The organism is Streptomyces sp. Root431 (assembly GCF_001426585.1).
GTDB classification, from domain to species: Bacteria; Actinomycetota; Actinomycetes; order Streptomycetales; family Streptomycetaceae; genus Streptomyces; species Streptomyces stackebrandtii.
The window spans coordinates 89,758-114,819 of sequence record NZ_LMEI01000013.1; the positions used below are offsets into that span (position 1 = coordinate 89,758).

Consider the following 25,062-nt stretch of genomic DNA (forward strand, 5'->3'; position numbering starts at 1 on the left):
GGCTCAGCGCTCCTCTCGGAAGTCGACGTGCGCGCGGACGACCGGGTCGAACTTGCGCAGGGTGAGGCGGTCGGGGTCGTTGCGGCGGTTCTTGCGGGTGACGTAGGTGAATCCGGTGCCGGCGGTGGACCGGAGCTTGATGACGGGGCGGAGTTCGTTGCGGGCCATGGTGTGTAGAGTAAATGAAAATGGTTCCCATTTCCAATGACTCCTCGGAGAACCCTCCGCAGAGCACCACGGAGAGTCCTACGGAGAGCCCTAGGGAAAGCCCTATGGAGAGGCAGGTCACCCCTTGTCCGCCCACTGTCAGCTGACCGGCGCGCGGCCCGGATTCGGCAACCGGATCTCGCATTCCCACCGGCGCACCTCGCGCCGCTTCGACCCCAACATCCAGCGCAAGCGGTACTGGCTCGCCGGCGAGGGCCGGTACGTCCGGCTCACGCTCAGCGCCCGCGCGATCAAGACCGTCGACGCCATCGGGGTCGAGGCCGCCGTGGCCCGCATCCGGGCGCGCGGGGTGAGGGTCTGAATGGCCAAGCGCAGCAAGATCGCACGCAACGAACGGCGGAAGGCGGTCGTCGCGCGGTACGCCGAGCGGCGCGCCGAGCTGAAGGAGATCCTCCGCCTCCCCTCCACCCCGGCCGCGGACCGCGAGGCGGCGGTACGGGAACTCCGCCGCCAGCCCCGGGACGCGAGCGCGACCCGGGTACGGAACCGGGACGCGGTGGACGGCAGGCCCCGGGGCCATCTGCGGAGGTTCGGACTGTCCCGGGTCCGGATGCGGCAGCAGGCGCACGCGGGCTTCCTGCCGGGGGTGCGGAAGGCCTCGTGGTGAGGGGCGCGCCGCCGGCGGTCGTGGCCTAGGGGGTGTCCGGCGGATCAGCGCGCGATCCCGGCCATGATCCGCCCGGACACGCCCTGGCCGTCAGCCCGGCAGCTCCGCGAGGAGTTTGCCCGCGCGGTCGTACATCGCCAGGCCGGCCTCCCCGGCCCCCCGTCCGGCGTGGGCGTACCAGACGCCCCAGCCGGGGCGGCCCGGCAGTTCGAGCAGGGTGGCGGCGGTCCTGGTGCTCCCGGGGCCCTTGAGCTCGACCCGGCCGACCGCGCGGGTCCCGTAGTACAGGCCCGAGTGGAAGCCGCCCGCCGGGGACGTGTGCGCCTGGTGGGACACTCCCGGCACGGCGGTGTCGATGTTCCCGTCGGTGACGCTGCGGGAGTTCTCGAGCCCGTCCGGCCCCGCCCAGTGCTTGCCCTCCGCCGTCAGCCAGACCTTCCAGCCCTTGCCCGCGTCGATGCGCTGGCCGGAGGCCACGACCCGGACCGGGGTCGGGGTGGGCTTCGCCGAGGTGGGCGTGGCCTTGGGGGTGGGGACCCGGGGGGCGACGGCGGACGGCGGGGCGGCGATCGGGGCGGGGGCCGGCAGGGACGGCCGCGCGGCCATCACGCCGGCGACCGCCGCCGCAGCCGTCGCGGCGCCGAGGACCGTGAGCGCCGAGAAGGTCGCCGTGCGGCGGCGCCGACGGGCCTTCCGACCCTCGCGCATGAGGGCGGCCAGCGGCACCGGACTCGGGGTGACGTCGTGGGCCTCGCGCACGAACGCCTCGCGGATCCGGTCGACTTCGGCCTCGGCTTCGGCTTCGGCGTCCACGTTCGTCGCGTCGGTCGCAGGGCCCGTGTCGGGATCGGGTGTGGATGCGGGGGTCATCGGGGAGCTCCGGACGGGGCGGCGGGGGCGTAGGGGACGGGGGCGGCGGCGAGCCGGGGGTGGGTGCGCAGCGCCGCCAGGCCTCGGCGGGCGTGCGTCTTGACCGTGCCGATCGAGCAGTTGAGCACGCTCGCGATCTCCTGCTCGGTCAGGTCCTCCCAGTAGCGGAGCACCATCACGGCGCGCTGGCGGGCGGTCAGGTCCGCTAACGCCTCCTGGAGCGCGGTGCGTTGCTCGACGGCCTCGGCATGTCCCGCGTACGTGTGCCGGAGCGACTCGGGGAGCACGGGCGTGAGGAGGAGCGCGACCCGCTTGCGGCGGATACGGCTGAGGTTGTTGTTGACGAGGGCCCGGCGCACGTACAGGTCGATCTCGCCCCGGGGCACCCGTCCCCACCGCCCGTACACCTTGGCCAGCGTCGTCTGCACCAGGTCCTCGGCCTCGTGGAAGTCGCCGGTCAGCAGCTGGGCCGTGCGCACCAGCCGGGGCCAGGCGGCGACGGCGAACTCGGCGAAGCCGTCGTCCTCGGCGGCGGACTCGTGCGGCACGGTGGCGGACCTCGCGATCGTTCGGTGGAGAAGAGGAGGAAGAGGGGTGGGGCGGGGCCAGCCCCGTGCCGGGCCCCGCCCCCGCTCAGGGGGACAGCCCGTCAGAAGTCCCAGGCCGGAAGGTCGACCAGGAGCTTGCCGGAGCGGTCGTACAGCGCGACGGCCGGGCTGCCCTTGGACGGTCCGGTGTGGACGTACCAGACGCCCCAGTCGGAGCGGCCGGGCAGGGCGACGAGGGTGGCGGCGGTCTTGCGGCCGTCCGCGTCGGTCAGTTCGACGCGGCCCGCGTTCCGGGTCCCGTAGTAGAGGCCGGAGTGGAAGACGCCGTTCTGGTCGCCCTCGCTCTGGTGGCTGACGCCCGGCCGGCTCCGGTCGATGTTGCCGTCGACCACGCTGCGGAAGTTCTCGAAACCGTCCGGGCCCGACCAGTACTTGCCCTGCCTCGTGAGCCACACGGTCCAGCCCTGTCCGGCGTCGACGCGCTCACCGGGGCGGACGGTACGGATGGGGGTGGGGGCGAAGGCGGCCTTGACGGGGGTCGTCCTCGCCTCCGGGGCCACGGCGGTGGTGGCGGTGACGGTCGTCCGGGTGGCGAGGGTGGCAGTGGTCTCGGCGGTCGCCGTCGCCGGTGCGGCGAGGGTGGCCACGGCGGCGACCGCGACGACGGCCGTCAGGTACTTCTTCATCCGGTTGCTCCTGGGGATCATCGTGTCCGGTCGTCCGCGACCGTCTGGGTCTCCACTCCTTTCAACTCCCCCCGGCCCTCCGCCGGATGACACGATCCCGGAATCCGTTTCCTCAAGACGGTCGGGGGCGCGCCGGAGCGGAGTCCGCGAGCGCCTCCGTGAGTTCGTCCAGGGCGTCGAGGAGCAGCCTCGCTCCCTTGTCGACGAGGAAGTGGTCCGGCGGGTCGGCCGACCAGGCGGCGATGGTCTCCCGCAGGTCGTCCCAGTGCGGTCGCCGCCGCTCCCGTACGTCCTTCGCGCCCCGCTCCGTCGTCCGGCGCAGGGACTCGGCGAGGGCCGCGGCGGCGGGCAGCGGGGCGGCGCCCCGGTCCGGCAGGTGCGCCTCCAGGAGCATCGCCGCGCGGCCGAACTCCGCCAGGGCGTGCCCGGCCTCCTCCGCCGCCGCGTGCGAGAGCCCCCGGTGGCGTACCGGCTCGTGGTTCGCGCGGTCCACCGCCTCCTGCCAGGCCACCCGGGCGGCGCGGGTGGCGAGGAGCGCCTCGCGGACGTCGGGGCAGGACTGGCCGGCGGGTTCGGCGTACCGCGCGGCGACGGCGGCGGCGTACCGGCCGTCCGCCACCAGCCAGTCCGCGAGGCGGCCGCGCAGGCGGGGCGTCTCCCAGGCCGGGTAGACGGCGTACGCGAGCATGGCGAGCAGCCCGCCGAGGAGGGTGAGGAGCACGCGCTCGCGGACGGTCTGGGTGAGGCCCGCGCCGGCCATGCCGAGCAGGAACACGACGTACGCGGCGACGCAGACCTGGCTGACCGCGTACCCCGTGCGCATCAGGAGGTACATGCCGAAGGCGCAGAGGACCGCGAGTCCGGCGGACAGATACATGCCCGGGTGCGCCGTCTGCACGACCGCCGTCGCGAGCGCCACGCCGACGAGGGTGCCGCCGAAGCGGGCCACCGAGCGGGCGTACGTCTGTGTGAAGTCCGGGCGCATCACCATGACGGAGGCCATCGGCGCCCAGTAGCCGTGGCCGAAGGGGAGCGCGGTGCCGAGGAGGTAACCGGCGGCCGTGACCGCCGAGACGCGGACGGCGTGGCGCAGGATCGCGGAGTCGGGGCGCAGCTCCGCGCGCATCTTCGCGAGGACGATCGGCGCGAGCCGGACCATCGTGGGGCGGGTGCGGGCCTCGTCCGTGCCCGTCGTCTCCGTGCGGGGCTCCGCCGTCTCGACGACGTCGCCGAGCAGGGCCGCGAGGCGGTGGGCGGCGCGGCGGGGCGGGCCGGAGAGGATCGCGCCCGTATCGGGGGTCCGGAGGGCGGCGAGCGCGGCCGGGGGGAGGGCGACCGGCTCGCCGTGCCGGATCGCGTGCGCGGCGGCGTCGAGGACGGCGCCCGCGGCGGCGAGCAGCTCGCGTACGCGGTCCCGCTCCGGCCCCTCCTCGGGCACGCCGACGGCCGGGTCCGCGAGCGAGGCGAGGACCGGGCGGATCCGCTCCGCGAGGCCCCGCGCGCCGTGCAGCTCCGCCGGGCGGCTGCGTGCCTGGCGCGGGGTCACGGCGGCGGCGCTGCGGGCCGTCATGAGCGGTACGGGGTCGAAGGGGGCGACCGGGTCGTGGCGGAGGCGGCGGGCGTAGTCCGCCTCGGCGGCGAGGGCGTCGGCGAGGGCGTCGCGCTGGGCGCCCCAGCGGCGGACGGGGAGGAGGACGACGAGGGCGGCCTGGACGACACCGCCGGCGAAGATCATGGCGGCGTGGCCGGCGGCGGTCGCGACGGAGGTGGGGAGGGTGACCGTCACGAGCATCATCGCCACGTTCGAGGAGGCGATGATGCCGGCGGTGGGGCCGGCGGCCCAGGCGAGCCCCGAGAGGAACGTCCAGAGCAGGAGCAGGCCGAGGAAGAGGACCGGATGGGAGCCGGCGCCGGTGACGTACCCGAGGAACGTCGACGCGGCGAGGCTGGCGCCGGAGGCGAGGGCGAGGGTGGGGCGGGGGCGCCAGGAACGCTGGAAGGTGGCGATGGCGGCCTGGAACGCCCCGAAGGCGGAGGAGGCGGCGACGGCGGGGCCGAAGAGGGCGAGGGAGACCCCGACGACGAGGGCGAGTCCGAGGGCGCCACGGGCGGCGATCACGGGTTCGAGCCGCCGCCGCTCGACGGTGAGCCCCGAGCGGGCGGTCTCCTTCAGGGCCCGGAGCCAACTCATGATCCTGAGCGTATCCGCGAACACCCATGAAACGGGCATTTCCCCCCACCCCGCCCCTTCCCGAAACCCTGCCGGGGGCTGGGGGGGGCTGGTGGGGGGAGAGAGACGGGGGGTGGTTAGAGGGGGCAGGCCGGGGCCAAGCCGGGGCCGGGGCCGAGGGCCAAGCCGGGGCCGGGTCCGGGGCTAGGGCCAGGCCGGGGCCAGGGCCAAGGCCAAGGCCAGGCCGGGGCCGGGGCCGGGGCCAAAGCCAGGCCGGGCCCGGGGCCAGGCCGGGCCCGGGGCCGAGGGCCAAGCCGGGGCCGGGCCGAGGGCCAAGCCGGGGCCGGGTCCGGGGCTAGGGCCAGGCCGGGGCCAGGCCAAGGCCAAGGCCGGGGCCAGGGCCAGGGCCAAGGCCAGGCCGGGCCCGGGGCCGGGGCCGGGGCCGAGGGCCAGGGCCAAGGCCAGGCCGGGGCCAGGGCCAAGGCCGGGGCCAAGCCGGGGCCAAGGCCAAGCCGGGGCCGGATGCCAAGCCCCGGCAGCGCGGGCCCCGGTGGGCCCCGGTGGGTTACGGCAGGTGGCGGCGGTTGGGGTGGAGGCCGGCTTTGTCGGCCGCTGTGGCGCCGTGGGTCCAGCCCTCCTCGTCCCAGGCCGCGCGGACCCTGGTCGAGCGGGTCTCCGGGAAGAGTTCGTCGGTGCGGTTCGTGACCGCGAGGTCGCGGGACGCCAGGGCCGGGAGGAGCGTCGGGGTCTCGGCGGCGACGCGGCGGGACGTCGCCGAGAGGCGGGTGCCCAGGCGGTTGGCGTAGGCGAGGAGGAAGGACTGGCGGAACGACTTCGTGCGCTTGCGGCCGCCCGCCCGCTGCTCCGCCTCCGCCCGCGTCATCGCCGCCGTCCCCTGCACGAGCAGCGACGTGTACAGCAGCTCCACCGGATCGAGGTCCGCCTCGAAGCCGACGACCGTCGAGAAGCCGTACGCCTCGTTCCACACCGCCCGGCAGTGGTTCGCCGTCGCCACCGCGTCCAGCAGGATCGCCTTCGCCTGCTCGTACGGTGGCTCCACCCCGATCCGGATCGCGCCCGGCGTCTCCGGCGACGGCGCGCCCGCGGCGAGCGTCGCCTCGTCCAGGCTGTGCCGCGCCATCAGCTCCTGGGCCTTCGCCGTGAGCGCCTCCGCCTCCTCCGGGAAGCCGGTCGCCTCCGCCTTCGCGAGCAGCGCGCGGATCCGGGTGAGCATGCGGGGCTCTCCGGCGGCGGCCGGCGGCAGCGCCTCGCCCGGGACCGGGCCGACGGCGTCGAGCCTCGGCAGCCGGACCAGGATCCGGTACAGCTCCAGGACGGTCGTCGCGTACGAGAAGCGGTCCGTCGGCCGGACCGTGGAGTCGGCCAGTTCGTCGAGCTGCGCCTGCCAGCGGTGGGGCAGCCGCTCGTAACCGGCCGTCTCGGCCTTGATCAGCGCGGAGAGCGCGCGGACGTGCTCGTCGGCGAGCTCGCGGCGGGCCGTGCGGATCAGGTCCGCCGGCTGCCAGCCCCTCGTCCACAGCGTCCGGACGAACTCCTCGCCGCGCCGGGCCAGTTCCGCGTCCGCTCCGCGGTCGGCGGCGAGCAGCGACGCCGCCGTGTCGAGCGAGTGGTCGTCGCTCGCGTACAGCGCCTCGAAGGCCTTGTCGATGGTGGTGGTGCTCACGCCGTCCTCGCCGTCCTCGTGTCCCATTCCTCGCGCGACCGGGCGATCACCGCACGGTGATCGAGCGACCAGTCGACCAGCTGCTTGATGAGGTGGGTCATGCTCCGGCCGGTCTCGGTCAGCGCGTACTCCACCTGCGGCGGGGTCGTCGGGTACACCGTCCGCGAGACGAGACCGTCGCGTTCGAGGCGGCGCAGCGTCAGGGTCAGCATGCGCTGCGAGACGCCGGTGACCAGCCGCTGGAGCTCCCGGAACCGCCTTGGCCCCGGGGCCAGTTCGACGACGACGTGCACCGTCCACTTGTCGCCGAGGCGGTCCTGCACGTCCCGCACCCCGCACTCGTCGGCGCAGCTCACCACCGGTGCGGCGACCGGCGCCGTGGTTACCTCCGTGTGCCCTTCGGACATCAATGTGCCTCCTTCCGCGATCTTCACCGTCCCCGCACGATGGTCTCAGCGGTCTCAGCCGTCACCATCCCAGGGGGAAACCATGCTGCTCGTCACCGGCGTCTCCGGCGCCCTCGGCTCTCTCGTAGCCGCCCGCCTCGCCGGCCGCGCCGACGTCGTCCTCGGCACCCGCGCGGCCGACACCGCCGACACCGCCGAGGCCTCCCGCGCGGCCGGCACCGCCGAGGCCTCCCGCGCGGCCCGCGCCGCACTCCCCGGCACCCGCCGCGTCGACTTCGACGCGCCCGAGACCCTGCCGGAGGCCTTCGCCGGGGTCGACACCCTGCTCCTCGTCTCCGCCGGGTACGGGGAGGACGACACGGTCGCCGCCCGCCACGGCGCCGCGATCTCCGCCGCCGAGCGGGCCGGCGTCCGGCACGTCGTCTACACGAGCCTCTCCGGCGACGGCGACCACCTCGCGTACGCCCTCGCCCACCGCTGGACAGAGCGGCGGCTCCAGCGGTCCACGACGCTCGACTGGACGATCCTCCGCAACGGCCTGTACGCGGAGCTCCTCGCCGGGCTCGCCGCCCCGGACGCCGAGAACCGCATCACCGGCCCCCTCGGCGAGGGCCGGCTCGCCGCCGTCGCCCGCGAGGACCTCGCCGACGTCGCCGTCGCCGTCGCCACGGACCCGGCCGCCCACCGCAACCGCGTCTACGAGCTCGTCGGCGAGCGCCCCCTCGGCGGCGCCGAGCTCGCGGAGGCCCTGGGTGCGACGTACGCCCCGGGCACGCTCGCGGACGCCCGTACGGCCGTCGCCGCCTCCGGGGCCGTGCCCTTCCAGGTGCCGATGGTGGCGAGTACGTACTCGGCGATCGCGCACGGCTTCCTGGACGGAACGGGCGTCGAGAGCGACCTGCGCGCGCTGCTCGGCGGGCGCGAACCCCTCGACGCGCTGGACGTGTTCGTGAAGGCCGTACGGGAGGGGTAGGCCTGGCACTACCCCCCGGACGCCCGGCAGTGGTCGTGATCGGCGGGGGCGGAAACGGTTCGCTTGAGCCATGACCACGACCACTCCTTCCGTACGGCTCCGGGGGCTCGCCCGCCACCACCGCGACGTCCGCGCCCTCGACGGCGTCGACCTCGACTTCGCCGCCGGCACCTTCACCGCCGTCATGGGCCCCTCGGGCTCCGGCAAGTCCACGCTGCTCCAGTGCGCCGCCGGGCTCGACCGGCCCACGTCCGGGAGCGTGGAGGTCGGCGGGACCGCCCTGGAGGGGTTGAGCGAGCGGCGGCTGACCCTGCTGCGGCGGGACCGGATCGGCTTCGTCTTCCAGTCCTTCAACCTGCTGCCCAGCCTCACCGCCGCGCAGAACGTCGCCCTGCCGCTCCGCCTCGCCGGCCGCCGCCCCTCCCGTACGGAGGTGCGGGAGGCCCTCGCGCGCGTCGGGCTCGCCGGGCGGGAGCGGCACCGGCCGGGCGAACTGTCCGGCGGGCAACAGCAACGGGTCGCGATCGCCCGGGCGTTGATCACCCGGCCCGCCGTCCTCTTCGGGGACGAGCCGACGGGCGCGCTGGACTCGACGACGAGCCGCGAGGTGCTCGCCATGCTGCGCCGGCTCGTCGACGAGGACGGCCAGACGATCGTCATGGTCACCCACGACCCGGTGGCGGCGGCCCGCGCGGACCGGGTGGTGTTCCTGGTCGACGGCCGCCTGGCGGGCGAACTGGCCGCGCCCACGGTGGAGTCGGTCGCGGCCCGGATGGCGGGCCTCGAAGCGTCGGCCACCCTCGTGGGGAGCTCCGCATGCTGACCGTCGTCCTCTCCGGCCTCCGCACCCGCTGGGCCTCCTTCCTCGGCGGGTTCCTCGCCCTCGCCCTCGGCGTCGGACTGCTCGTCACCATGGGCCTCGGGCTCTCCGCGACCTTTCACGCGCCCGAGCGTTCTCCCCAGCGGTTCGCCTCCTCCCCCGTCGTCGTCCAGGGGCAGGACCGGCTGACGCTCGACGTGCGGCGCGGTCCCGACACCGTCCCCGTGTCGCAGCGGCTCGACCGTCCACAGCCTGTGGACAAAGAACTCCTGCGCGAACTCCGCGCCCGCTGGACCCTCAGCACGGCGGGCGGCCCCTCGTCCGGCGGCCCCGACGCCGTCGGACTCGACGCCCCCGCCGCCGAGGTCCGCGCCCTGGTCGGCGACCGCGCCCGCGTCCTCACCGGCGACGAACGGCGGAACGCCGACCCCGACCCCGAGCGGGACGCCCAGGCCCTCGTCGGCCTCAACGCCCTCCTCGGCACCACCGGCGGCGTCACCGCCTTCGTCTCCGTCTTCGTCGTCGCCTCCACCTTCGCCTTCGCCGTCGCCCTGCGGCGACGCGAGTTCGGCCTGCTCCGCACCGCAGGAGCCACCCCCGGCCAGGTCCGCCGGATGCTCCTCGCCGAGGCGACGGCGCTCGGCGTGCTCGCCTCCGCCGCCGGCTGCGCGCTCGGCGCCGCCGGTGCGCCGATGCTGGCCCGGGCGCTGGTCGACGGCGGCCTGGCCCCCGAGTGGTTCGCGGTCGGCGACGCCGCCTGGCCCTTCCACCTCGCCTTCTGGACGGGCCTGACCGTCGCCGTCGCCGGAGCCGTCGCCGCGTCCCGCCGGGCCGGGAAGGTCGGCCCGACGGCCGCGCTGCGCGAGGCGGACGTCGACACCGACGTCCTGCCGCTCGGCCGGGCCCTGCTCGGCACCGGACTGCTCCTCACGGGGCTCGGGCTGCTCGTCTGGACGTGCGTCACCGAACCGTCGGAGCTGCTGAAGCGGAAGACGTACACGACCCTCCCGATGCTCCTGATCGGCGGCGTCGCCCTGCTGTCCCCGCTCCTGGTCCGGCCCGTGGCGCGCCTGCTGCGGCTGCGCGGTGCCGTGGGGACGCTCGTACGGGAGAACAGCGCCGCCTCCGTACGCCGTACGGCCGCCGTCGCCGCGCCCGTCCTCGTGACCGTGGCGCTCGCCGGGACGCTCTTCGGGTCGGCGGCGAGCGTCACGCAGACGCGGGGCGTCGAGGCGCGGGAGCAGACGACCGCTCAGTACGTGGTGAGCGGCGAGGACTTGAGGCCGGTGGCGGGCGCTCCGGACGGAGCCGTCGTCTCCCCCACCGCGTCGACCTCCCTCTTCGTACGGGACGGGGCCGAGGCCGTCGTGAAGTACGGGGCGCGGGCGGTCGCGGACCCGGCGGCGTTCGCGGAGCTCGCGCGGCTGCCCGTCGTCGCGGGCGACCTGCGGGACCTCGACGACCGGTCGATCGTCGTCAACGAGGAGTTCGAGCGGCGCCGGGTCGGCGAGACCGTCGAGATCTGGCGCGCGGACGGGAGCGGTCCCGTACGGCTCCGCGTCGTGGCCGTCCTCGCGCTCGGGACCGGCGACAACGGCCCGTACGTCACCCGGGCCAACGCGCCGGGCGCCCCCCTCGACCGGATCGACGCGCGCGGCGGCGGCGCGGCCACGGCGCGGGCCCTGGAGGCGAGCGGCGGGACCGTCAGGACCGCCGACGCGTGGGCCGCGTCCGCCCATCCGGCGAGCAGTCCGCAGACCCGGCTCGGCATGATCCTGGTCCTGGGCATCGCCCTCGTCTACACGGTGATCGGCCTCGCCAACACGCTCCTCATGGCGACCTCCGTACGCGGCGGGGAACTGGCCTCGCTGCGGCTGGCCGGCGCCACCCGGGCGCAGATCCTGCGGGTGGTCACGGGCGAGGCCGCGCTCGCCACGGCGATCGGGACGCTCTTCGGCCTCGGCGTGACGGCGGCCGTCCTCGGCACCCTGGGGGCGGGCCTGGCCTCGCTGTCGGCCCCGGTGGCCCTGGTCCTGCCCTGGGCCACGGCCGGAGCCGCGGCGGCGGTCTGCGCGGCGGTCGCGGTCGCCGCGTCGGCCCTCCCCGCGTGGCGCCTCACGCGCTGAGCGGCGATGGTGGGACACGGGGCGGTGACAAGGGTCGGAGCCGGGTCACCGCCCCTCCAGGCATGCGCCGGGGCCGGCTCTGCCCGGCCGGCTGCGCCCGCGGGCGTACGGTCAGCCGACTCCCCCGCGTACGTACGGCCAGCCGGTCAGCCCGACTCCGCCCACGTACGTACGGTCAGTCCGACTCCCCCGGCTTCGCCGCCCGCCACTCGTGCGCGAGGACCGACCAGACCTCCTCGTCGTGCACCTCGCCCCGGTAGGCGTAGCTCTGCCGCAGGACGCCGTCCCGCGTCATGCCGAGGCGCCGGGCGACGGCGATGCTCGGCTCGTTGCCGGAGGCGACCACCCACTCCACGCGGCGGATCCCCCGTACCTCGATCGCCCAGTCGACGAGCGCCCGCGCGGCCCGGGTCACCAGGCCCTTGCCGACCCCCGCCGGTTCCAGCCAGCATCCCGCCTCGGCCCTGCCCCTCGCGGCGTCCAGGCTCCGGAGGATCACGGCGCCGACGAGCGTCCCCTCCGCCGACCAGATGCCGCAGATCCGGCCGGTGTCGGCGGCCACCTTCTCCGCGTACAGGCGGAGGAAGGCCCGGCTCGACTCCAGGTCGGTCACGACGTCGGGGAGGCCGTTGCGGGCGCCGATGAACTCCCGCCCCCGGTCCATGTGCGCCAGGAACTCGTCGGCCTGCCACGGTTCGAGCGGCCGCAGTTCCGCGCCGTCGTCCCCCAGGGGTATCGCGTACATCATCGTCGTCGCCTTCCGCGGTCGGGTCAGGGCCTCACAGCGGGGGGATCCTCTCACCCGCCGCCGACGGCCACCACCGACATTCCGGCGGGGTGGGCGGGCTTACGGGACCAGGATCAACTTGCCCCGCACGTGGCCCGATTCGCTCAGTTCCTGGGCGCGGGCCGCCTCCTTCAGGGGGAGCGTCTCGGCGAGCCGGACCGCGAGGGTGCCCTCCACGGCCTGCCGGGCCTGGGCCGTGAGCGCGGCGCGTACGGCGTCCGGGGCGCCCGTGACGCCCGAGAAGGTGATCCCGTACTCCGCCGCGTCCGTCGCCGCGATCGTCGCGATCCGCCCCTTGTCGGCGGTCCCCTCGCCGCCCAGGAGCTCGATCGCGACCGGCAGCACGCCGTGCCCCGCCGCGTCGAAGACGGCGTCGACGCCGCCCGGCGCGGCCGCCGCGACCCGCTCGGCCAGGCCCTCCCCGTACGCCACCGGAATCGCGCCGAGCTCCCGCAGGTACGCGTGGTTGGACTCCGAGGCGCTGCCGACGACCGTGATCCCGGCCGCGACGGCGAGCTGGACGGCCACCGAGCCGACGACGCCCGCCGCCCCGTGCAGGAAGAGCGTCTCGCCGGCCCGCACCCCGATCAGGTCCAGGACCCGCTGGGCCGTCTCCCCGGCCACCGGCAGGCTCGCGGCGGCCTCCCAGGAGAGCCCGCGGGGCTTGGGAGCGACGGTGCCGGCGATGGCGTACTCGGCGTAGGCGCCGGTCTTCGTCCAGCCGAGGACCTCGTCGCCGACGGCCAGGTCGGTGACGCCCTCGCCGAGCGCGTCGACGGTGCCGGCGAACTCCAGGCCCGGGACGGCGGGGAAGGTCGTCGGGTAGAACGCCTCGACCCAGCCGTAACGCCGCTTCCAGTCCACGGGGTTGACGCCCACCGCCGCCACCTTGACCCGGACCTCACCGGGCCCGGGCTCCGGCACGGCGGCGCCGGTCTCGTGGCGCAGCACCTCGGGGCCGCCGAACTCCTCGTACACGATCGCTTCCATCGTCGTCGCCATCTCGGCCTCCACCGCTGCTCGTTCGCGTCTCTCGTGCTCCGTCGTGCTCCAGCCTGCGCCCCGCCCCCTCCTCTCCCCGCCCTCCCAACGGCCAGTCCCACCTGTCCGAAAGGCTGGCCGCCCCCACCTCTCCCCCGATTACGCTCACCGCATGGACGCGCTCACCCTGACCTCCGCGTACGAGATCCTCCGGCAGCCGCTCGGCGAGATCCTCCCCAAGGTCTCGGCCGCCCTCGCGCCGCTGATCCCGCACGCCGACGCCGCCGAACTCTCCACCCACTGCGCCCACTCGCCCTTCAAGGCCCTCGGCGGTACGGAGCAGCTGACCGCCGCCGAGCTGACGCCGCTGCTCCTCGCGGGCGTCCCCGGGAGCCCCTGGCAGGGCGTCGCGACGATCGGCGGCCGGGCGCGCGAGGTCGTCGCCGTGAAGAGCGACGCGACCCGGCGCGGGTCGGTCCTCGTGCTCGTACGGGACGACGGCGCCGCCCCGGCCGGCGCGGCCGAACTGGCCGTGGCACAGGCCCTGTGGAACCTGGTGACCAGCCACTTCGACCGGTTCGCCACGGAGGCCATGCCGGGGGCGCTCGCCCGGTCGCGCGCCGCGGCCGACACCCGCGCCCGGGTCATCGCCGAGCTGTCGACCGCGCACGCGGCGGCGCTCTCCGGGGTCCTCGGGGTGCTGCGCAGCCGGGCCCTCGACGACACGACGGCCCGGGCGACCGCGACCGACCTGGCCGCCACCGCGCTGATCGAGATGCGGGCCGAGCAGCGACGGGACCGGGACCTCGCCGAGGAGCCCGCGCGGGACGCCTTCGAGCGGCTCGCCGGCGAGCTGCGGCCGATGCTGCGGCACAGCGCGGTCCGGCTCGACCTGGGCGCGCCCGACTCGGACCGCTCGCTCGCGGCGGACGTGGCGCACAGCGCGCGGGCGATCGTCCGCGCGCTGCTCCTGATCGTCCTGGAGCAGGACTCCGTGCGCCGGGTCCACGTCGGCTGGCAGCTGACCGAGCACGAGCTGCGGGCCTCGGTGCGGGACGACGGGGCGGGCGCCCTGGCCCCGTGCGACCTGGGGGCGGGCAGCATCCGGGACCGTCTCGACGTGCTCGGCGGGCGGCTCGACATGGACGCGGTGCCGGGCTGGGGCACGACGATCACGGCGGTGGTGCCGCTGGCGACCCCGGAGGCGCCGGTCGAGGCCGCGCACCCGCTGACCGGGCTCGGCGAGCGGGAGGTGGAGGTGCTGCGGCACCTGGCGCTCGGGCACCGGAACCGGCGGATCGCCGAGGAGCTGCACATCAGCGAGTCGACGGTGAAGTTCCACGTGGCGAACATCCTGAACAAGTTGGGCGTCGACTCGCGCGGCGAGGCCGCCGCGCTCTTCCACGCGGCGGCGTAGCGGCCGGGCGATGTCGTGACCCGGCGCTGTCAGTGGCGGGTGCCAGACTCGCACCCATGACCGAGAGGTGGGCGCTGGCCGCCGAGGCGGAGGGGGACGGGGCGCTGCTCGTGCCCCTCGGCCGGGACGGGCTGCCCGCCGGGGACGTGCGGCGCGAGCCGGACCTGGTGGCGGCCGTGCGCGCCCGGCCCGAGGTGGCCCGCTGGGTGTGGCGGTCGACGGCCGAGGTGTATCCGCGGCTGCTCGCCGCCGGGGTGCGGGTCGAGCGGTGCTACGACGTGGAGGACGCCGAGCAGCTCCTCCTCGGGCACGAGGGACGGCTCGGGGAGCCCCGCTCGGCGGCGGCGGCCTGGGCGCGCCTGCGGAACGCTCCCGTACCGCCCGATCCGCCGCAGCGTGCCGCCGAGCCCGGCTCGCAGGACTCGCTCTTCGAGCCCCGGCCCGTCGCCTCCGTGCCCTTCGACGGGCTCCTCGCGGTCTACGCGGAGCAGCTCGCCCGCCACGACCGGGCCGAGCACCCGGGCAGGATGCGGCTGCTCACGGCCGCCGAGTCGGCGGGGATGCTCGTCGCCGCCGAGATGCACCGGGCCGGGCTGCCGTGGCGGGCGGACGTCCACCGGGACCTGCTGCACGAGCTGCTCGGCGAGAGGTACGCGGGCGGGGGCGAGCCGCGCCGCCTCGCCGAGCTCGCGGACGAGGTGTCCGCGGCCTTCGGGCGCCGGGTCCGGCCGGACCTGCCCGCCGACGTCGTGAAGGCCTTCCAGCAGGCCGGCATCCGGCTGAAGTCCACCCGCCGCTGGGAGCTGGAGGAGATCGACCACCCGGCGGTGAAGCCGCTCATCGCGTACAAGAAGCTGTACCGGATCTGGACCGCGCACGGCTGGTCGTGGCTGGCCGACTGGGTGCGCGACGGCCGCTTCCGGCCCGAGTACCTGCCCGGCGGCACGGTCAGCGGACGCTGGACGACCAACGGCGGCGGGGCGCTCCAGATCCCGAAGGTGATCCGGCGGGCGGTGGTCGCCGACGAGGGCTGGCGGCTCGTCGTCGCCGACGCCGACCAGATGGAGCCGCGCGTGCTCGCCGCGATCTCCCGGGACCCGGGTCTGATGGAGGTCGCGGGGCACCCCGACGACCTGTACACGCGCCTCTCCGACCGGGCCTTCTCCGGCGACCGCGACCACGCCAAGATCGCGCTCCTGGGCGCGATCTACGGCCAGACCAGCGGCGACGGCCTGAAGAACCTGGCGGCGCTGCGGCGCCGCTTCCCGCGCGCGGTGGCCTACGTCGACGACGCGGCGAAGGCGGGCGAGGAGGGCCGGCTCGTCCGGACCTGGCTCGGCAGGACCAGCCCGAAGGCGGTCGGCGCGGGCGACGACGACGAGGCGGGCCTGCCGCAGGAGGGCGGCGAACCGGTGGCGGAGGAAGGCGAGTTCGTCCCCGGGTACGCCTCGGGGAACGCCCGGGCGCGGGGCCGGTTCACCCGTAACTTCGTCGTGCAGGGAAGCGCCGCCGACTGGGCGCTGCTGATGCTGGCGGCGCTGCGGCGCGCCCTCGCGGGGATGCGGGCGGAGCTGGTCTTCTTCCAGCACGACGAGGTGATCGTGCACTGCCCGGCGGAGGAGGCGGAGGCGGTCGCGGCCGCGATCAGCGCGGCGGGGGACGAGGCGGGGCGGATCGCCTTCGGGGAGACACCGGTGCGGTTCCCGTTCACGACGGCGACGGTGGAGCGGTACGCGGACGCCAAGTAGGGACTGGGTGTACAGCAGGACCGTCGGTACGGGGACGTACAGCAGGACCGGCGGTACGGGTCCCCACATCCGTACCGCCGGTCCTCCGGGGTTGCCGCCCCGGGGCTACTTCGTGGGCAGCTTCTGCCACCTCAGGCTCAGCGCGATCTCCTTCAGCTGCGCCACCGTCAGCGCGGGCTCGGCGCGCGTGGCGGCCTCGCGGTACCCGCCGGAGTTCCGGGTGAAGACGACGACCCGGAAGCCCTCGGGCGTGATGGTGTCGACGGTCCACGAGACGACGCCGGAGCCGCCCTTCTCCGCGGTCTCCTGGGTGACCTTGACCTTGCGGCCGTCGGGCAGGACGGTGACGTCGCCGCTGCCGAAGAGGTCACCGGCCACGTTCGACATGTCCGGCTGGACGTTGATCTCGACGAGGCTCTTGCCCTTGCCGTCGTCGACCACGACAAAGCCGTACTCGCCGTCGCCGCCCTTGTCGGTGACCGTGAGGCCCTGGGGCAGAAGCGAGCGCAGGGTCGTCCGGACGGCGTCGCCGGCGGGCTCGGCGGGCGCCTGGGGCGCCCCCTGGACGGCGGCCGACTTCGGGTCCTTGGGCAGCTTCTTCAGCAGCGGGCGCCAGTCGTCGGACGTGACGAGGGCCTTCAGCTGGGTGGCGGTGAAGGGCGGGTTCTCGCGGCTGATCGCGGCGCCCTTCTCGGCGGGGGCGTTGTACTCGCTCGCGTCGATCAGGAAGCCGTCCTTGGTGAGCAGGACCGCCCGCCAGCTCTTGGTCTCCTCGCGCTTGTCGGGGTACACGTACCCCTGGATGACCATCAGCCGGTCGCCGCCCGGCAGCCGGCCGGTGGCGCACCTGTCGTAGTCGACGTGGACCCTGCTCGGGCACTCGACCTGCCCCGCACCGGCCTCGCCGTCGCCGCCGCCCGCACGGTAGAGGCCGACGGAGACGGCGGCCTCGCCGTCTCCGTCGTCGTAGATCCCGAGGGCCGCCTGACCCTTGGCCTCCACGTTGTCGAACTGCCAGTCTCCGGCCGGGGTGTTGGCCTTGATGACGGCCGCGATGTCCTTGACCGGGATCTGTGCCTGGCCGCCCCGCAGCGCGGGGTCGACCGCGCCGGTCTCGTTCTGGGCCTTGGGCTTGGGGGCCGCCGCCACACCGGCGGTCGTCGCCTTCCCGGTGGGGCCGACCAGCGAGCCGCCGTACACGCCGCCGATGCCGACGGCGGCGAGCGCGAGGGCGCCGCCGGTCACCGCGAGGCGGCGGCGCACCACGCGGCGCCGGCCGCGGGTGAGTCCGCCTTCGACGAGCTCGCGCCGGCCGTCGACGGAGAAGCCTTCGCCCGTGCTGCGCAGGACCGCGCCGAGCTCTTCCTCGAAGCCCTCGTGCGGGGCGCCGTCGTGCGGGGAGCCTTCGTTCTGAGGCATGCCGAAACCACCGTTTCCGGTTCGTGGGTGAGAAGTCTGATGGATGGGAGCGGGTCAGCGGTCCGCGGGTCAGCGCGCGGCAAACTCGGCGATGTTGCCGCCGAGCCGTGAGCGCAGCTTGGCCAGCGCCCGTACGGAGCGGGTGCGGACCGCCGCGGAGCTGACGTTCAGGGCGTCGGCGGTCTCCTCGATGCTGCGGTCCTCCCAGTACCGCAGCACCACGACCGCCCGGTCCTTGGGCGCGAGTCCGGCCAGCGCGTCGAGCAGCGCGATCCGGAGTGCCGGGTCCTCGCCGTTCTCGGGGGCGCGGTCGGGCAGCTCGCCGAGGGGGCGCTCGGTGGCCGAGCGGCGCCTCTGGTGGCTGAGGAACGTGCGGACGAGCACGGTCTGGGCGTACGCGGCGGGGTTGCCGATCCGTGCCATGCGGCCCCACAGGGCGTACATCCGGCCGAGTGTCTCCTGGGTGAGGTCCTCGGCGAGGTGGGTGTCGCCGCTGGTCAGCAGGCATGCGGACCGGAACAGGTGCCCCGTGCGTGCGGAGGCGAACTCCAGGAACTCGTCCGCGCGGGACTTTCTCATGCCCCTCCTTCCCTCGCGGTCACGTGGCGTGGTCGCCGTACACCTCATTGACGCGACGGGGGTGCGGAAATGTTTCAGGGATCGGTCGAGGAATTCTGCGGGGAATCTCCGGGGAAATCTTCGAGGTGGAGCCCGCCCGACGGGTCCGAAGAAGCGGAATCGGGTAATCCTGAAGTATGAACACTCTCAGCGCAGCAGAGATCCTGGCCGCTGGGGTTTGGCAGTCAGGCCTGGGACAGGTGATCGGTGGACTGGTCATCGTCGCCGTCCTCATCGCGGCCGTCTGGCTCGGCTTCCGGGTTCGCGATCGCGAGTCCGCGACGCCCAAGCCGGAAGAGCAGCCGCATCGGCCCGAGACCGACCAGCTTCCCGGCGAGATGTCCGAGTACCGCAGGCCCGAGGTGATGCCGCAGACCGACGGCGAGCACCGCCTCATGCCGTACCAGCTCAAGAAGTCCGGCACCGAGACCTCACCGGACCCGCCGAGCGAGGAGAAGCGCAAGTGGGGCGGCATCTCCAGCGGCGGCTTCGGCAGCGGAGGCACCGGCCACGGCGACTGACGCCGGGCGAACCCGAACATGGCCGCGCCGGGGCGTCCGGGAGGACGCCCCGACGACGGCCGTACCCTGCCTCGCCACACGGAGGTCACGACCGTGGATGACGACGCCGACGACGCCCCCGGCACCCGCGCGCAGGAGCCACGCCTGAAGGCGGTGGCGTACCGGCTGCTGGGCTCGTTCGACGAGGCCGAGGAGGCGGTGGAACAGGCGATACGGGACGCACCCCGCCACCCCGCCCCCACCACCGGTGACCCATTCCTCGCCGCCCTGACCCGGATCTGCCTGGAACGACTCCGCGCCCGCGAGACGCACCGGACGGCCCCCTGGGACCCGTGGGACCCCTGGGACGCGGACCGGGCCGGGCCGGAGGGCCGGGCCCTCCTGACGGCCATGGACAGCCTCACCCCGCCCGAGCGGCTCGCCTTCGTCCTCCACGACCTCTTCGACGTCCCGTACGAGGAGATCGCCGCCGCCCTGGAACGCACCCAGGCCGCCGCCCGCCACCTCGCCGGCCGGGCCCGGCACCGGGTGCAGGGCACCGAGGAGATGCCGAAACCCGACCCGGCGCGCCAGCGGGAGGTCGTCGCCGCCTTCCTCGCGGCCTCGCGGACAGGCGATTCGAAGGCGATGCTCGCGCTCCTCGACCGGGACGTGGCGCTGCGGGCCGACCCCACCGCCGTACGGACGGGCGCGCGGGCCGCGCACGGGGCGGTGCCCGTGGCGCTTGCCCTCGCCGGGCGGACCCGGGAGGCCCGCCAGGCCCTGGTGGACGGGGCTGCGGGCCTGGTCGTGACCCGCGAGGGGCGGCCTCGCACGGTCTTCGCCTTCACCGTGCTCGACGGCCGGATCACCTCGGTCGACGTCCTGGCGGACGAGGGCCACCTCGGCCGGCTGACCGTGCGGCCCCTGGCGGAGCGCACCGCCCCGTTCTGAGCCCGGTCACTCCCCCAGCAGGCGCCCCGCGCGGGAGGCGACGTGCGCGGGCGGGGCGAGGTCCTCGGGCAGGACGGGGTCGGTGACCGGCTCGCCGAAAGTGGTCACGACGGGCAGGACGCCCGCCCACAGCCCGAGCGCCGCGTCCTCGGAGTCGCCGTCGTCCGGCGGGCCGCTGCGGGTCTTCACCGAGGCCTCGGTGAGGTCGAGCGCGAGGACGGAGGTCGCGGCGAGCTCCTTGCGGCTGGGCTGCCGCACGTACTCCCACTGTCCCGGCGAGCTCTGCTCGGTGAGCGCCCGCAGCCCGCGCAGCTTCTCCTCCGGGTCGGTCACGATCCGCGGTACGCCGTAGACCATCGCGCAGCGGTAGTTGACGCCGTGCTCGAAGACGGAACGGGCGAGGACGAGACCGTCGACGTGGGTGACGGTCACGCAGACGGTGGTGTCGGGGGCCTGGACCAGACTGCGGCTGGCGACCGAGCCGTGGAGGTACAGCCGGTCGCCGTCCACGCCGTACGCGGTGGGCACGACCATCGTCGTCCCGTCGACGGGCACCCCGAGGTGGCAGAGAAAGCCCGCGGCGAGCACGGCGTCCAGATCCTCCCGCCGATGGCTCCCCTTCTCCCGCATCCGCCGCAACCGCGTCCGCTCGGTGACGCCCAACTCCGGCCCAGGGCCCGGCTCCCCGCCGCCCGCCGGCCCGCCGCTGACTTCACTGGTGGCGCTCATGGTGCCCTCTCGTTCCCCGTACCGATTCCTCCAGGTGTTCTACGACCTCACCCCCCGCCCCCGCCACCACCGCCCACCTGTCGGAACACCCGCCGCTCGGTCCAGGCACAGCCCGTCGGGACCGGTTGTGCGGTGCGGGGGGCGGTCCAGTGGAGGTGGTGCCAGGTGCCCGAGGGCCTGCCGAGGGGGACCGGGACGGTCCAGGGACGGCCGGAGAGGCCGGTGCCGAGGGCTTTCACGCAGGCCTCCTGGACGGTGAAGATCCAGGCGAACTCGCGTCTGCGGTCGGCCTCGGGCAGGGCGGTGAGGGTTTCGGCGTCCTCGGGTGAGCAGCAGAGGCGGAGGAGGCGGGCGGCGACGGGGGACGGGGTCTGTACGTCGATGCCGACGTCGCGGCCCGTGCCGACGGCGGCGGCGACCCAGCCCGAGGAGTGCGAGAGGCTCACGCCCAGGTCGGGCCGGTCCGGCAGGTACGGGCGGCCGCCGGGGCGGGCGGCGACCGGGCCGCCGCGGAGGTCCTCGCCGGTCTCCCGCAGCAGGGCCCGCAGCAGGGTGCGCGCGGCCGTGTACTCCGCGGCGCGCCACGGCGGCAGTGCGGCGGCGGCCGCCCGGTCCGGCGCGGCGACGGGCAGGGCGCGGAGGACGTCCTCGCTCCGGGCGACCAGGTAGTGCACGCCCTCGGCGGCCGTGTGCGGCCGCGCTCTCCACCGCGCCGCCGCCGCGCTCACGCGGACCCCTCTCCGGTGCCGTGCCCGGCCCCGCGACCCCGGCCGTGATCCGCCGGACAGGCCCCGCGACCCCGGCCGTGATCCGCCGGACAGGCCCTGGGGCCGCCCGTCGGCCCCGGACCGGTCAGGTGGTGTTCAGGCGCGGTCCGGCACACGCTGGAGGGTGCGTATCGGTCGGGCGGCGAGGAGGGCCGCGGTGGTGAGGAAGCCGACCACGACGCCCACGACGAGCACCGTGTCCGTGCCGAACGCGCCGACGGCGGGGCCGGCCAGGGCGCTGCCGATCGGGTACATGCCGACGGAGCCCGCGACCTCGTAGGCGTGGACGCGGTTGAGGACCTCGCCCGGCACCTGGGTCTGCACGCTGGTCGCCCACATGACGCCCCAGACGCCGATGCCGACGCCGACCAGGACCTGGGCGACGCAGAGCAGCCAGACCGGCCAGCCGAGGACGATGCCGAGCGGGTAGAGCGGGTACGCCATCATCGCCACGGCCCCGGCGGCGAGCGGCCGTTGGGGCTTGTAGCGGATCGCGAGGAGACCGCCGGCCACGGTGCCGGCGCCCAGCGCGGCGTTGACCAGGCCGAAGGCGCTCGCGCCGTGCTCGGGCACGAGGACGCCGGCGGCCACGGAGAGCTGCGGCCCCCAGGAGAGCACCGCGTAGAACATCCAGATGAGGATCACGCCCCAGAGCCAGCTGCGGGAGCTGAACTCCTGCCAGCCGACGGCCAGGTTGCGCCACAGGCTCTGGCCGGCCGGCGGGGCCGGGACCACCCCGAGCCGCAGGACGAACAGGCAGATCGCGCTGGTCCCGTAGGCGATCGCGGAGATCACCATCACCCAGCCGGTCGACCCGAAGCCGACCAGGACGCCGGCCAGCGCCGGGCCGCCGAGGCCGGTGATCGCCTCGGAGGTGCGCAGTACGCCGTTGGCGCCCTGCACGTCACGGGAGACCAGCGGGACGGTCGATGAGGCGCCCGGCTGGAACAGCGCGTTGGCGGTACCGGCGACCACCAACAGCCCGTACAGCTGCCAGAGATGGTCGATGCCGTGGATGAAGAGGACGGCGAGCAGGACGTGGGCGGTGAGGTTGGCCAGGTCCGCGATGATCATCATCCGGCGGGCGGTGAACCGGTCGGCGAGGACCCCGCCGAACAGCACCAGGCCGGCGAACGGGGCGACCAGGAAGGCCATCGAGTAGCCCGCGGTGTCCAGGCCGTACCCGCCGCTGAGCAGACCGGCCGAGACCGCGACCGGCAGCATGGCCCAGCTGAGGAGGCCCGCGCTGCGGGCCGTGAAGTAGTAGCGGAAGTTACGGGACCAGATCGCCGGCTCCCCGGACCGGTCCCCCGACGGCGGTGGCCCGTCGGGGCCGTCCTTCGTCGGCGGGGGTGCGTCCGCCGCGGTGTGCTCCGCGAGGCGTTCTTCCATGACTGTTCAAACCCTTCGGTCGTTGATCGTGGTCTTCATCGGGCGGGCGGGGTCAGTTCCTCCACCGTGACCAGCTCCAGGCCCCGTTCGAGCAGGCCCTCGACGATCGCCGGAAGGGCCTGGACGGTCTGGGCGCGATCGCCCGCGCCCTCGTGCATCAGCACCACCGAGCCCGGCCCCGCGGACTCCAGGACGGTCGCGGCGATCCGCTCGGGACCCGGCCTCGCCCAGTCGCGGGTGTCGACGTCCCACATCGTCAGCGTGGTCGGATACCCCTCCAGGGCGGCCAGCACCTCGGGGCTCAGCGCGCCGTACGGCGGCCGGAACCGGGTCGGCGCCTGCTCGCCGGTCACCTTCGCCACCACCTCCGCCGTCCGGTCGAGCTGCTCGCGCAGCTGCTCGGGCGTGAGGTCGGGCAGGTAGGGGTGCGACCAGGAGTGGTTGCCGACTTCGTGGCCGGCGGCGGCGATCCGGCGCACCAGGTCGGGCAGCGCCGCGACGTGGTGGCCGACGCAGAAGAACGTCGCCCGGGCCCCGTAGCGGTCCAGGATGTCGAGCACCTGGCGGGTGTGCACCGGGTCGGGGCCGTCGTCGAAGGTGAGCGCGACCCGGGGGACGTCCCGGCTGCCGTGCTCGAAGCAGCGGCCGGCGGCCGTCAGCGCCGCCACGATCGGCTCGCCGCGCCGCACGCCGTCGAAGTACTCCTCGGCGCGGCCGGTCAGGGTGCCGCCCTCGGCGGTCACCCTGGCCAGCTCGCCGGGCGCGGTCCGGGCCTTCTCCGCGAGCTCTCCGGCCGTGACGGAGCCGAAGCCCGGCCGCGGCGGCAGCAGCCAGGGGTCGGCCCGGTACACCTCGAGACCGGCCGCCGTCATCGGGCCGTCGAGCAGGCCGTTGGTGCTGTCGAGGACGACGGCGGGCGTCCGCCCGCCCTCGAAGTCCCTCAGCCAGGCGATGAGTTCGGCCGCTTGGGCGCCGCTCCAGCCGCTGGGCTCCACCACCCGGCGACCCTCGCCGTCCAGGACCTCGACCTCGTACCCCTCGCCCGTCCAGGCGATTCCCGCGTACCGCTCGCTCGTCAGGGCGCTCATCAGTCCCCCAGCGCGATCGCCTCGGCGACGATCAGCCGCTCGACCCCGCGGAGGAACCTCTCCATGCCGTCGCGGTCGAGCACGGCCGGGTCGGCGGTCATGGCGAGGTCCAGCGCGCCCGGGGCGGTCAGGACGTCCACCGCCATCGAGACGTTCTTCCGGGGCAGGAACTCCGTCGGCCAGCTCAGCTCGGTCCGGCCGATCAGCTCGCTCAGCGCGGCCTTCGGCTTCTCGACGCCGTCGAACGGCCCGACGCCCGGGTCGCGGGTGTCGTTCCACCAGTACGAGTGGTCGGCCGCCTCGCCCTTTTCGACCAGCAGCGCGACCTCCCGGTCGAGCGCCCACTTGTCGTACGAGGCGTGGCGGAACGCGCTGAAGGCGACGGACCGCGTCCGCCGCACCGCGTCCTCGAAGTCCCGGTCCGCGTCCGTGAGCCGGAACAGCGCCTCCTGCGCGACCGTGCTGACCGCCGCGGCGGCGGCCGGCTGGAAGCGGTTGCCCACGACCACCTGGAACAGCACGTCGCTGCTCCCGGACATCCTGGCCAGCTGGTGGGAGGCCGCGCCGAGCAGCACCGCGGCGTCGCTCACCTCCAGCTCCGCCGCCACCCGCCCGACGGCGATCGCCAGCGCGGGCGAGCGCAGCAGCGCGTTGGGGAACTTCCGCGTCGGGTCGTCCGCGAGTTCCGGCGCGGCGGGCTCCTGGAAGAGCTGCCGGGGGCCCGCGGTCAGCTGCTCGATCCAGTAGCGGCGGGCCGCCTCGTCCCGGCGGCGGCCGAGCGGCGAGGCCTGGACCTCCGCGGCGTCCAGGGGCTGGAGGGAGGGGCGCGCCTGGCGCAGCGAAGCGGCGGTCTCCCCCGATTCGACCGCCGCGAGGTCGCGGAGCAGGATGCCGAGACCCCAGTAGTCCATCCCGGTGTGCGCGCCGACCAGCACCAGCCGGTGGACGAGGCCCTCGCACTCCACCAGGCCGACCCGCAGGGGCCACTCCCGCGTGTGGTCGAAGGAGCGCCCGGCCAGCTCCTTGAGCAGCTCGGCGCCGGTCTCGGCGGACCGCGCCGCCGCGCACGTACGGATCTCCACGGCGAGCTCGCCGGCGTCGTCCACGACCTGCCGCAGGCCGTCCTCGCCGTCCGGCAGGAACCTGGTGTGGAGGCTGTCGTGGAGCCGGAGCAGCTCGGTCACGTCCGCGAGGACGCGGTCGGCGGGGCGGGGCGGGCTGACGGGGAGGTCGACCGGCACGTTGTAGCGGGGGGCGTCGTCGCCGAGCCGGGTGACGACGCCCCAGATCGCCCGCTGCCCCCAGGTCGCAGGGCCGGTCCCGGCCCTCGCGGAGTCCAGTCTGATGGTCCGGGTCTCAGCCGTGGTCATCGTGTTCCGACCTTCCCTTCGGTTGCCTTGTCCGATGTCTGTCGAGGCCGGGCCGGGCCCGGCGGTCCGGCGGAGTACCGCCTTCCGGAGCCTGAATCCGGCGTTCCGGTGGAGTACCGCCAACCGGGGGCGAGCCCGTCCACCACGGCGGGGACGTGGTGGACGAGCTCACC

General features: G+C 75.2%; 25 protein-coding genes. 9 read left to right on the plus strand and 16 right to left on the minus strand.

From position 1 onward, the window contains the following. Positions 1-3 precede the first annotated feature (3 nt). Entirely contained in the window at positions 4-168 is a 165-nt protein-coding gene (rpmG, locus tag ASC82_RS25855) for a 50S ribosomal protein L33 (RefSeq protein WP_024758461.1), read from the minus strand. Between the two features lie 124 nt (positions 169-292). On the opposite strand from rpmG, the gene rpmB reads away from it, so the two are divergent. Continuing rightward, a complete protein-coding gene (gene rpmB / locus ASC82_RS25860; protein WP_056652779.1) occupies positions 293-529 on the plus strand; it encodes a 50S ribosomal protein L28 in 237 nt (78 codons plus the stop codon). Beyond that, a complete protein-coding gene (gene rpsN / locus ASC82_RS25865; RefSeq protein ID WP_056652782.1) occupies positions 530-835 on the plus strand; it encodes a 30S ribosomal protein S14 in 306 nt (101 codons plus the stop codon). Between the two features lie 90 nt (positions 836-925). Here the strand turns inward: rpsN and ASC82_RS30465 are convergent, their stop codons facing one another. The 6 genes from ASC82_RS30465 to ASC82_RS25895 form a co-directional block, all read right to left on the minus strand. Then, positions 926-1,705 carry a hypothetical protein gene (locus ASC82_RS30465; protein ID WP_056652784.1) on the minus strand — a complete coding sequence of 260 codons (780 nt, stop codon included), beginning with the start codon at positions 1,703-1,705 and terminating at the stop codon, positions 926-928. Then, entirely contained in the window at positions 1,702-2,253 is a 552-nt protein-coding gene (locus ASC82_RS25875; protein WP_056652787.1) for a SigE family RNA polymerase sigma factor, read from the minus strand. The genes ASC82_RS30465 and ASC82_RS25875 overlap by 4 nt, the downstream gene beginning before the upstream one ends. Positions 2,254-2,354: 101 nt before the next feature. Then, positions 2,355-2,939: a hypothetical protein gene (locus ASC82_RS25880; RefSeq protein WP_056652790.1), complete on the minus strand. Its 585-nt coding sequence runs from the start codon at positions 2,937-2,939 to the stop codon at positions 2,355-2,357. 112 nt (positions 2,940-3,051) lie between these two features. After that, positions 3,052-5,130 (minus strand): FUSC family protein, encoded by a 2,079-nt coding sequence (locus ASC82_RS25885; RefSeq protein ID WP_056652793.1) that lies wholly within the window; start codon positions 5,128-5,130, stop codon positions 3,052-3,054. Between the two features lie 544 nt (positions 5,131-5,674). Beyond that, a complete protein-coding gene (locus ASC82_RS25890) occupies positions 5,675-6,820 on the minus strand; it encodes a DUF2786 domain-containing protein (protein ID WP_056652796.1) in 1,146 nt (381 codons plus the stop codon). After that, the gene (locus tag ASC82_RS25895; RefSeq protein WP_056652798.1) at positions 6,790-7,200 is read right to left on the minus strand and encodes a helix-turn-helix domain-containing protein; all 411 of its coding nucleotides are present in this window, start codon (positions 7,198-7,200) and stop codon (positions 6,790-6,792) included. Before ASC82_RS25895 ends, ASC82_RS25890 begins: the two co-directional genes overlap by 31 nt. An 82-nt stretch (positions 7,201-7,282) precedes the next feature. Here ASC82_RS25895 and ASC82_RS25900 point away from each other — a divergent pair, with 82 nt between their 5' ends. The 3 genes from ASC82_RS25900 to ASC82_RS25910 all read left to right on the plus strand — a co-directional run bounded on the left by ASC82_RS25900 (position 7,283) and on the right by ASC82_RS25910 (position 11,119). Further along, a complete protein-coding gene (locus ASC82_RS25900) occupies positions 7,283-8,173 on the plus strand; it encodes an NAD(P)H-binding protein (protein ID WP_056652800.1) in 891 nt (296 codons plus the stop codon). Between the two features lie 70 nt (positions 8,174-8,243). After that, complete coding sequence (locus tag ASC82_RS25905; protein WP_056652803.1) at positions 8,244-8,996, plus strand: ABC transporter ATP-binding protein; 753 nt, start codon at positions 8,244-8,246, stop codon at positions 8,994-8,996. Then, entirely contained in the window at positions 8,990-11,119 is a 2,130-nt protein-coding gene (locus ASC82_RS25910) for an ABC transporter permease (protein ID WP_056652805.1), read from the plus strand. Before ASC82_RS25905 ends, ASC82_RS25910 begins: the two co-directional genes overlap by 7 nt. A 175-nt stretch (positions 11,120-11,294) precedes the next feature. Here the strand turns inward: ASC82_RS25910 and ASC82_RS25915 are convergent, their stop codons facing one another. Further along, a complete protein-coding gene (locus ASC82_RS25915; protein ID WP_056654227.1) occupies positions 11,295-11,864 on the minus strand; it encodes a GNAT family protein in 570 nt (189 codons plus the stop codon). Positions 11,865-11,966: 102 nt separating this feature from the next. Then, the gene (locus ASC82_RS25920) at positions 11,967-12,896 is read right to left on the minus strand and encodes an NADP-dependent oxidoreductase (protein WP_056654231.1); all 930 of its coding nucleotides are present in this window, start codon (positions 12,894-12,896) and stop codon (positions 11,967-11,969) included. A gap of 163 nt (positions 12,897-13,059) precedes the next feature. On the opposite strand from ASC82_RS25920, the gene ASC82_RS25925 reads away from it, so the two are divergent. Further along, complete coding sequence (locus ASC82_RS25925; protein ID WP_056652808.1) at positions 13,060-14,304, plus strand: LuxR C-terminal-related transcriptional regulator; 1,245 nt, start codon at positions 13,060-13,062, stop codon at positions 14,302-14,304. Positions 14,305-14,360: 56 nt separating this feature from the next. Then, positions 14,361-16,052: a bifunctional 3'-5' exonuclease/DNA polymerase gene (locus ASC82_RS25930; protein WP_056652811.1), complete on the plus strand. Its 1,692-nt coding sequence runs from the start codon at positions 14,361-14,363 to the stop codon at positions 16,050-16,052. A gap of 105 nt (positions 16,053-16,157) precedes the next feature. On the opposite strand, the gene ASC82_RS25935 is transcribed toward ASC82_RS25930, so the two are convergent. After that, positions 16,158-17,471 (minus strand): hypothetical protein, encoded by a 1,314-nt coding sequence (locus tag ASC82_RS25935; RefSeq protein ID WP_056652814.1) that lies wholly within the window; start codon positions 17,469-17,471, stop codon positions 16,158-16,160. A gap of 69 nt (positions 17,472-17,540) precedes the next feature. Further along, positions 17,541-18,050: a SigE family RNA polymerase sigma factor gene (locus tag ASC82_RS25940; RefSeq protein ID WP_056652816.1), complete on the minus strand. Its 510-nt coding sequence runs from the start codon at positions 18,048-18,050 to the stop codon at positions 17,541-17,543. Between the two features lie 176 nt (positions 18,051-18,226). Between ASC82_RS25940 and ASC82_RS25945 the strand changes: the two genes are divergently transcribed. Next, positions 18,227-18,610, plus strand: coding sequence for a DUF6479 family protein (locus tag ASC82_RS25945; RefSeq protein WP_056652819.1), 384 nt, complete (start codon positions 18,227-18,229; stop codon positions 18,608-18,610). A 93-nt stretch (positions 18,611-18,703) separates the two neighbouring features. Beyond that, on the plus strand, positions 18,704-19,543 hold the full coding sequence (locus ASC82_RS25950) for a sigma factor-like helix-turn-helix DNA-binding protein (RefSeq protein ID WP_056652823.1): 840 nt from the start codon (positions 18,704-18,706) through the stop codon (positions 19,541-19,543). A 6-nt stretch (positions 19,544-19,549) separates the two neighbouring features. Here ASC82_RS25950 and ASC82_RS25955 read toward each other — a convergent pair whose 3' ends face one another. The 5 genes from ASC82_RS25955 to ASC82_RS25975 form a co-directional block, all read right to left on the minus strand. Then, entirely contained in the window at positions 19,550-20,173 is a 624-nt protein-coding gene (locus tag ASC82_RS25955; RefSeq protein ID WP_242427817.1) for a pyridoxamine 5'-phosphate oxidase family protein, read from the minus strand. A 146-nt stretch (positions 20,174-20,319) separates the two neighbouring features. Next, the gene (locus ASC82_RS25960) at positions 20,320-21,000 is read right to left on the minus strand and encodes a 4'-phosphopantetheinyl transferase superfamily protein (protein ID WP_242427785.1); all 681 of its coding nucleotides are present in this window, start codon (positions 20,998-21,000) and stop codon (positions 20,320-20,322) included. A gap of 135 nt (positions 21,001-21,135) precedes the next feature. Next, a complete protein-coding gene (locus ASC82_RS25965) occupies positions 21,136-22,431 on the minus strand; it encodes an MFS transporter (RefSeq protein WP_056652829.1) in 1,296 nt (431 codons plus the stop codon). 35 nt (positions 22,432-22,466) lie between these two features. Then, a complete protein-coding gene (locus ASC82_RS25970; protein ID WP_056652832.1) occupies positions 22,467-23,519 on the minus strand; it encodes a polysaccharide deacetylase family protein in 1,053 nt (350 codons plus the stop codon). Then, a complete protein-coding gene (locus tag ASC82_RS25975) occupies positions 23,519-24,889 on the minus strand; it encodes a condensation domain-containing protein (RefSeq protein ID WP_056652834.1) in 1,371 nt (456 codons plus the stop codon). Before ASC82_RS25975 ends, ASC82_RS25970 begins: the two co-directional genes overlap by 1 nt. Between the last annotated feature and the right edge of the window lie 173 nt (positions 24,890-25,062).

Excerpts from the sequence above, each read along its gene's own strand:
- rpmG (WP_024758461.1), bottom strand. The coding sequence starts at position 168 with ATGGCCCGCAACGAACTCCGCCCCGTCATCAAGCTCCGGTCCACCGCC.
- rpsN (WP_056652782.1), top strand. The coding sequence starts at position 530 with ATGGCCAAGCGCAGCAAGATCGCACGCAACGAACGGCGGAAGGCGGTC.
- ASC82_RS30465 (WP_056652784.1), bottom strand. The coding sequence starts at position 1,705 with ATGACCCCCGCATCCACACCCGATCCCGACACGGGCCCTGCGACCGAC.
- ASC82_RS25880 (WP_056652790.1), bottom strand. The coding sequence starts at position 2,939 with ATGAAGAAGTACCTGACGGCCGTCGTCGCGGTCGCCGCCGTGGCCACC.
- ASC82_RS25885 (WP_056652793.1), bottom strand. The coding sequence starts at position 5,130 with ATGAGTTGGCTCCGGGCCCTGAAGGAGACCGCCCGCTCGGGGCTCACC.
- ASC82_RS25890 (WP_056652796.1), bottom strand. The coding sequence starts at position 6,820 with ATGGGACACGAGGACGGCGAGGACGGCGTGAGCACCACCACCATCGAC.
- ASC82_RS25895 (WP_056652798.1), bottom strand. The coding sequence starts at position 7,200 with ATGTCCGAAGGGCACACGGAGGTAACCACGGCGCCGGTCGCCGCACCG.
- ASC82_RS25900 (WP_056652800.1), top strand. The coding sequence starts at position 7,283 with ATGCTGCTCGTCACCGGCGTCTCCGGCGCCCTCGGCTCTCTCGTAGCC.
- ASC82_RS25905 (WP_056652803.1), top strand. The coding sequence starts at position 8,244 with ATGACCACGACCACTCCTTCCGTACGGCTCCGGGGGCTCGCCCGCCAC.
- ASC82_RS25910 (WP_056652805.1), top strand. The coding sequence starts at position 8,990 with ATGCTGACCGTCGTCCTCTCCGGCCTCCGCACCCGCTGGGCCTCCTTC.
- ASC82_RS25915 (WP_056654227.1), bottom strand. The coding sequence starts at position 11,864 with ATGTACGCGATACCCCTGGGGGACGACGGCGCGGAACTGCGGCCGCTC.
- ASC82_RS25920 (WP_056654231.1), bottom strand. The coding sequence starts at position 12,896 with ATGGAAGCGATCGTGTACGAGGAGTTCGGCGGCCCCGAGGTGCTGCGC.
- ASC82_RS25925 (WP_056652808.1), top strand. The coding sequence starts at position 13,060 with ATGGACGCGCTCACCCTGACCTCCGCGTACGAGATCCTCCGGCAGCCG.
- ASC82_RS25930 (WP_056652811.1), top strand. The coding sequence starts at position 14,361 with ATGACCGAGAGGTGGGCGCTGGCCGCCGAGGCGGAGGGGGACGGGGCG.
- ASC82_RS25935 (WP_056652814.1), bottom strand. The coding sequence starts at position 17,471 with ATGCCTCAGAACGAAGGCTCCCCGCACGACGGCGCCCCGCACGAGGGC.
- ASC82_RS25940 (WP_056652816.1), bottom strand. The coding sequence starts at position 18,050 with ATGAGAAAGTCCCGCGCGGACGAGTTCCTGGAGTTCGCCTCCGCACGC.
- ASC82_RS25945 (WP_056652819.1), top strand. The coding sequence starts at position 18,227 with ATGAACACTCTCAGCGCAGCAGAGATCCTGGCCGCTGGGGTTTGGCAG.
- ASC82_RS25955 (WP_242427817.1), bottom strand. The coding sequence starts at position 20,173 with ATGCGGGAGAAGGGGAGCCATCGGCGGGAGGATCTGGACGCCGTGCTC.
- ASC82_RS25965 (WP_056652829.1), bottom strand. The coding sequence starts at position 22,431 with ATGGAAGAACGCCTCGCGGAGCACACCGCGGCGGACGCACCCCCGCCG.
- ASC82_RS25970 (WP_056652832.1), bottom strand. The coding sequence starts at position 23,519 with ATGAGCGCCCTGACGAGCGAGCGGTACGCGGGAATCGCCTGGACGGGC.
- ASC82_RS25975 (WP_056652834.1), bottom strand. The coding sequence starts at position 24,889 with ATGACCACGGCTGAGACCCGGACCATCAGACTGGACTCCGCGAGGGCC.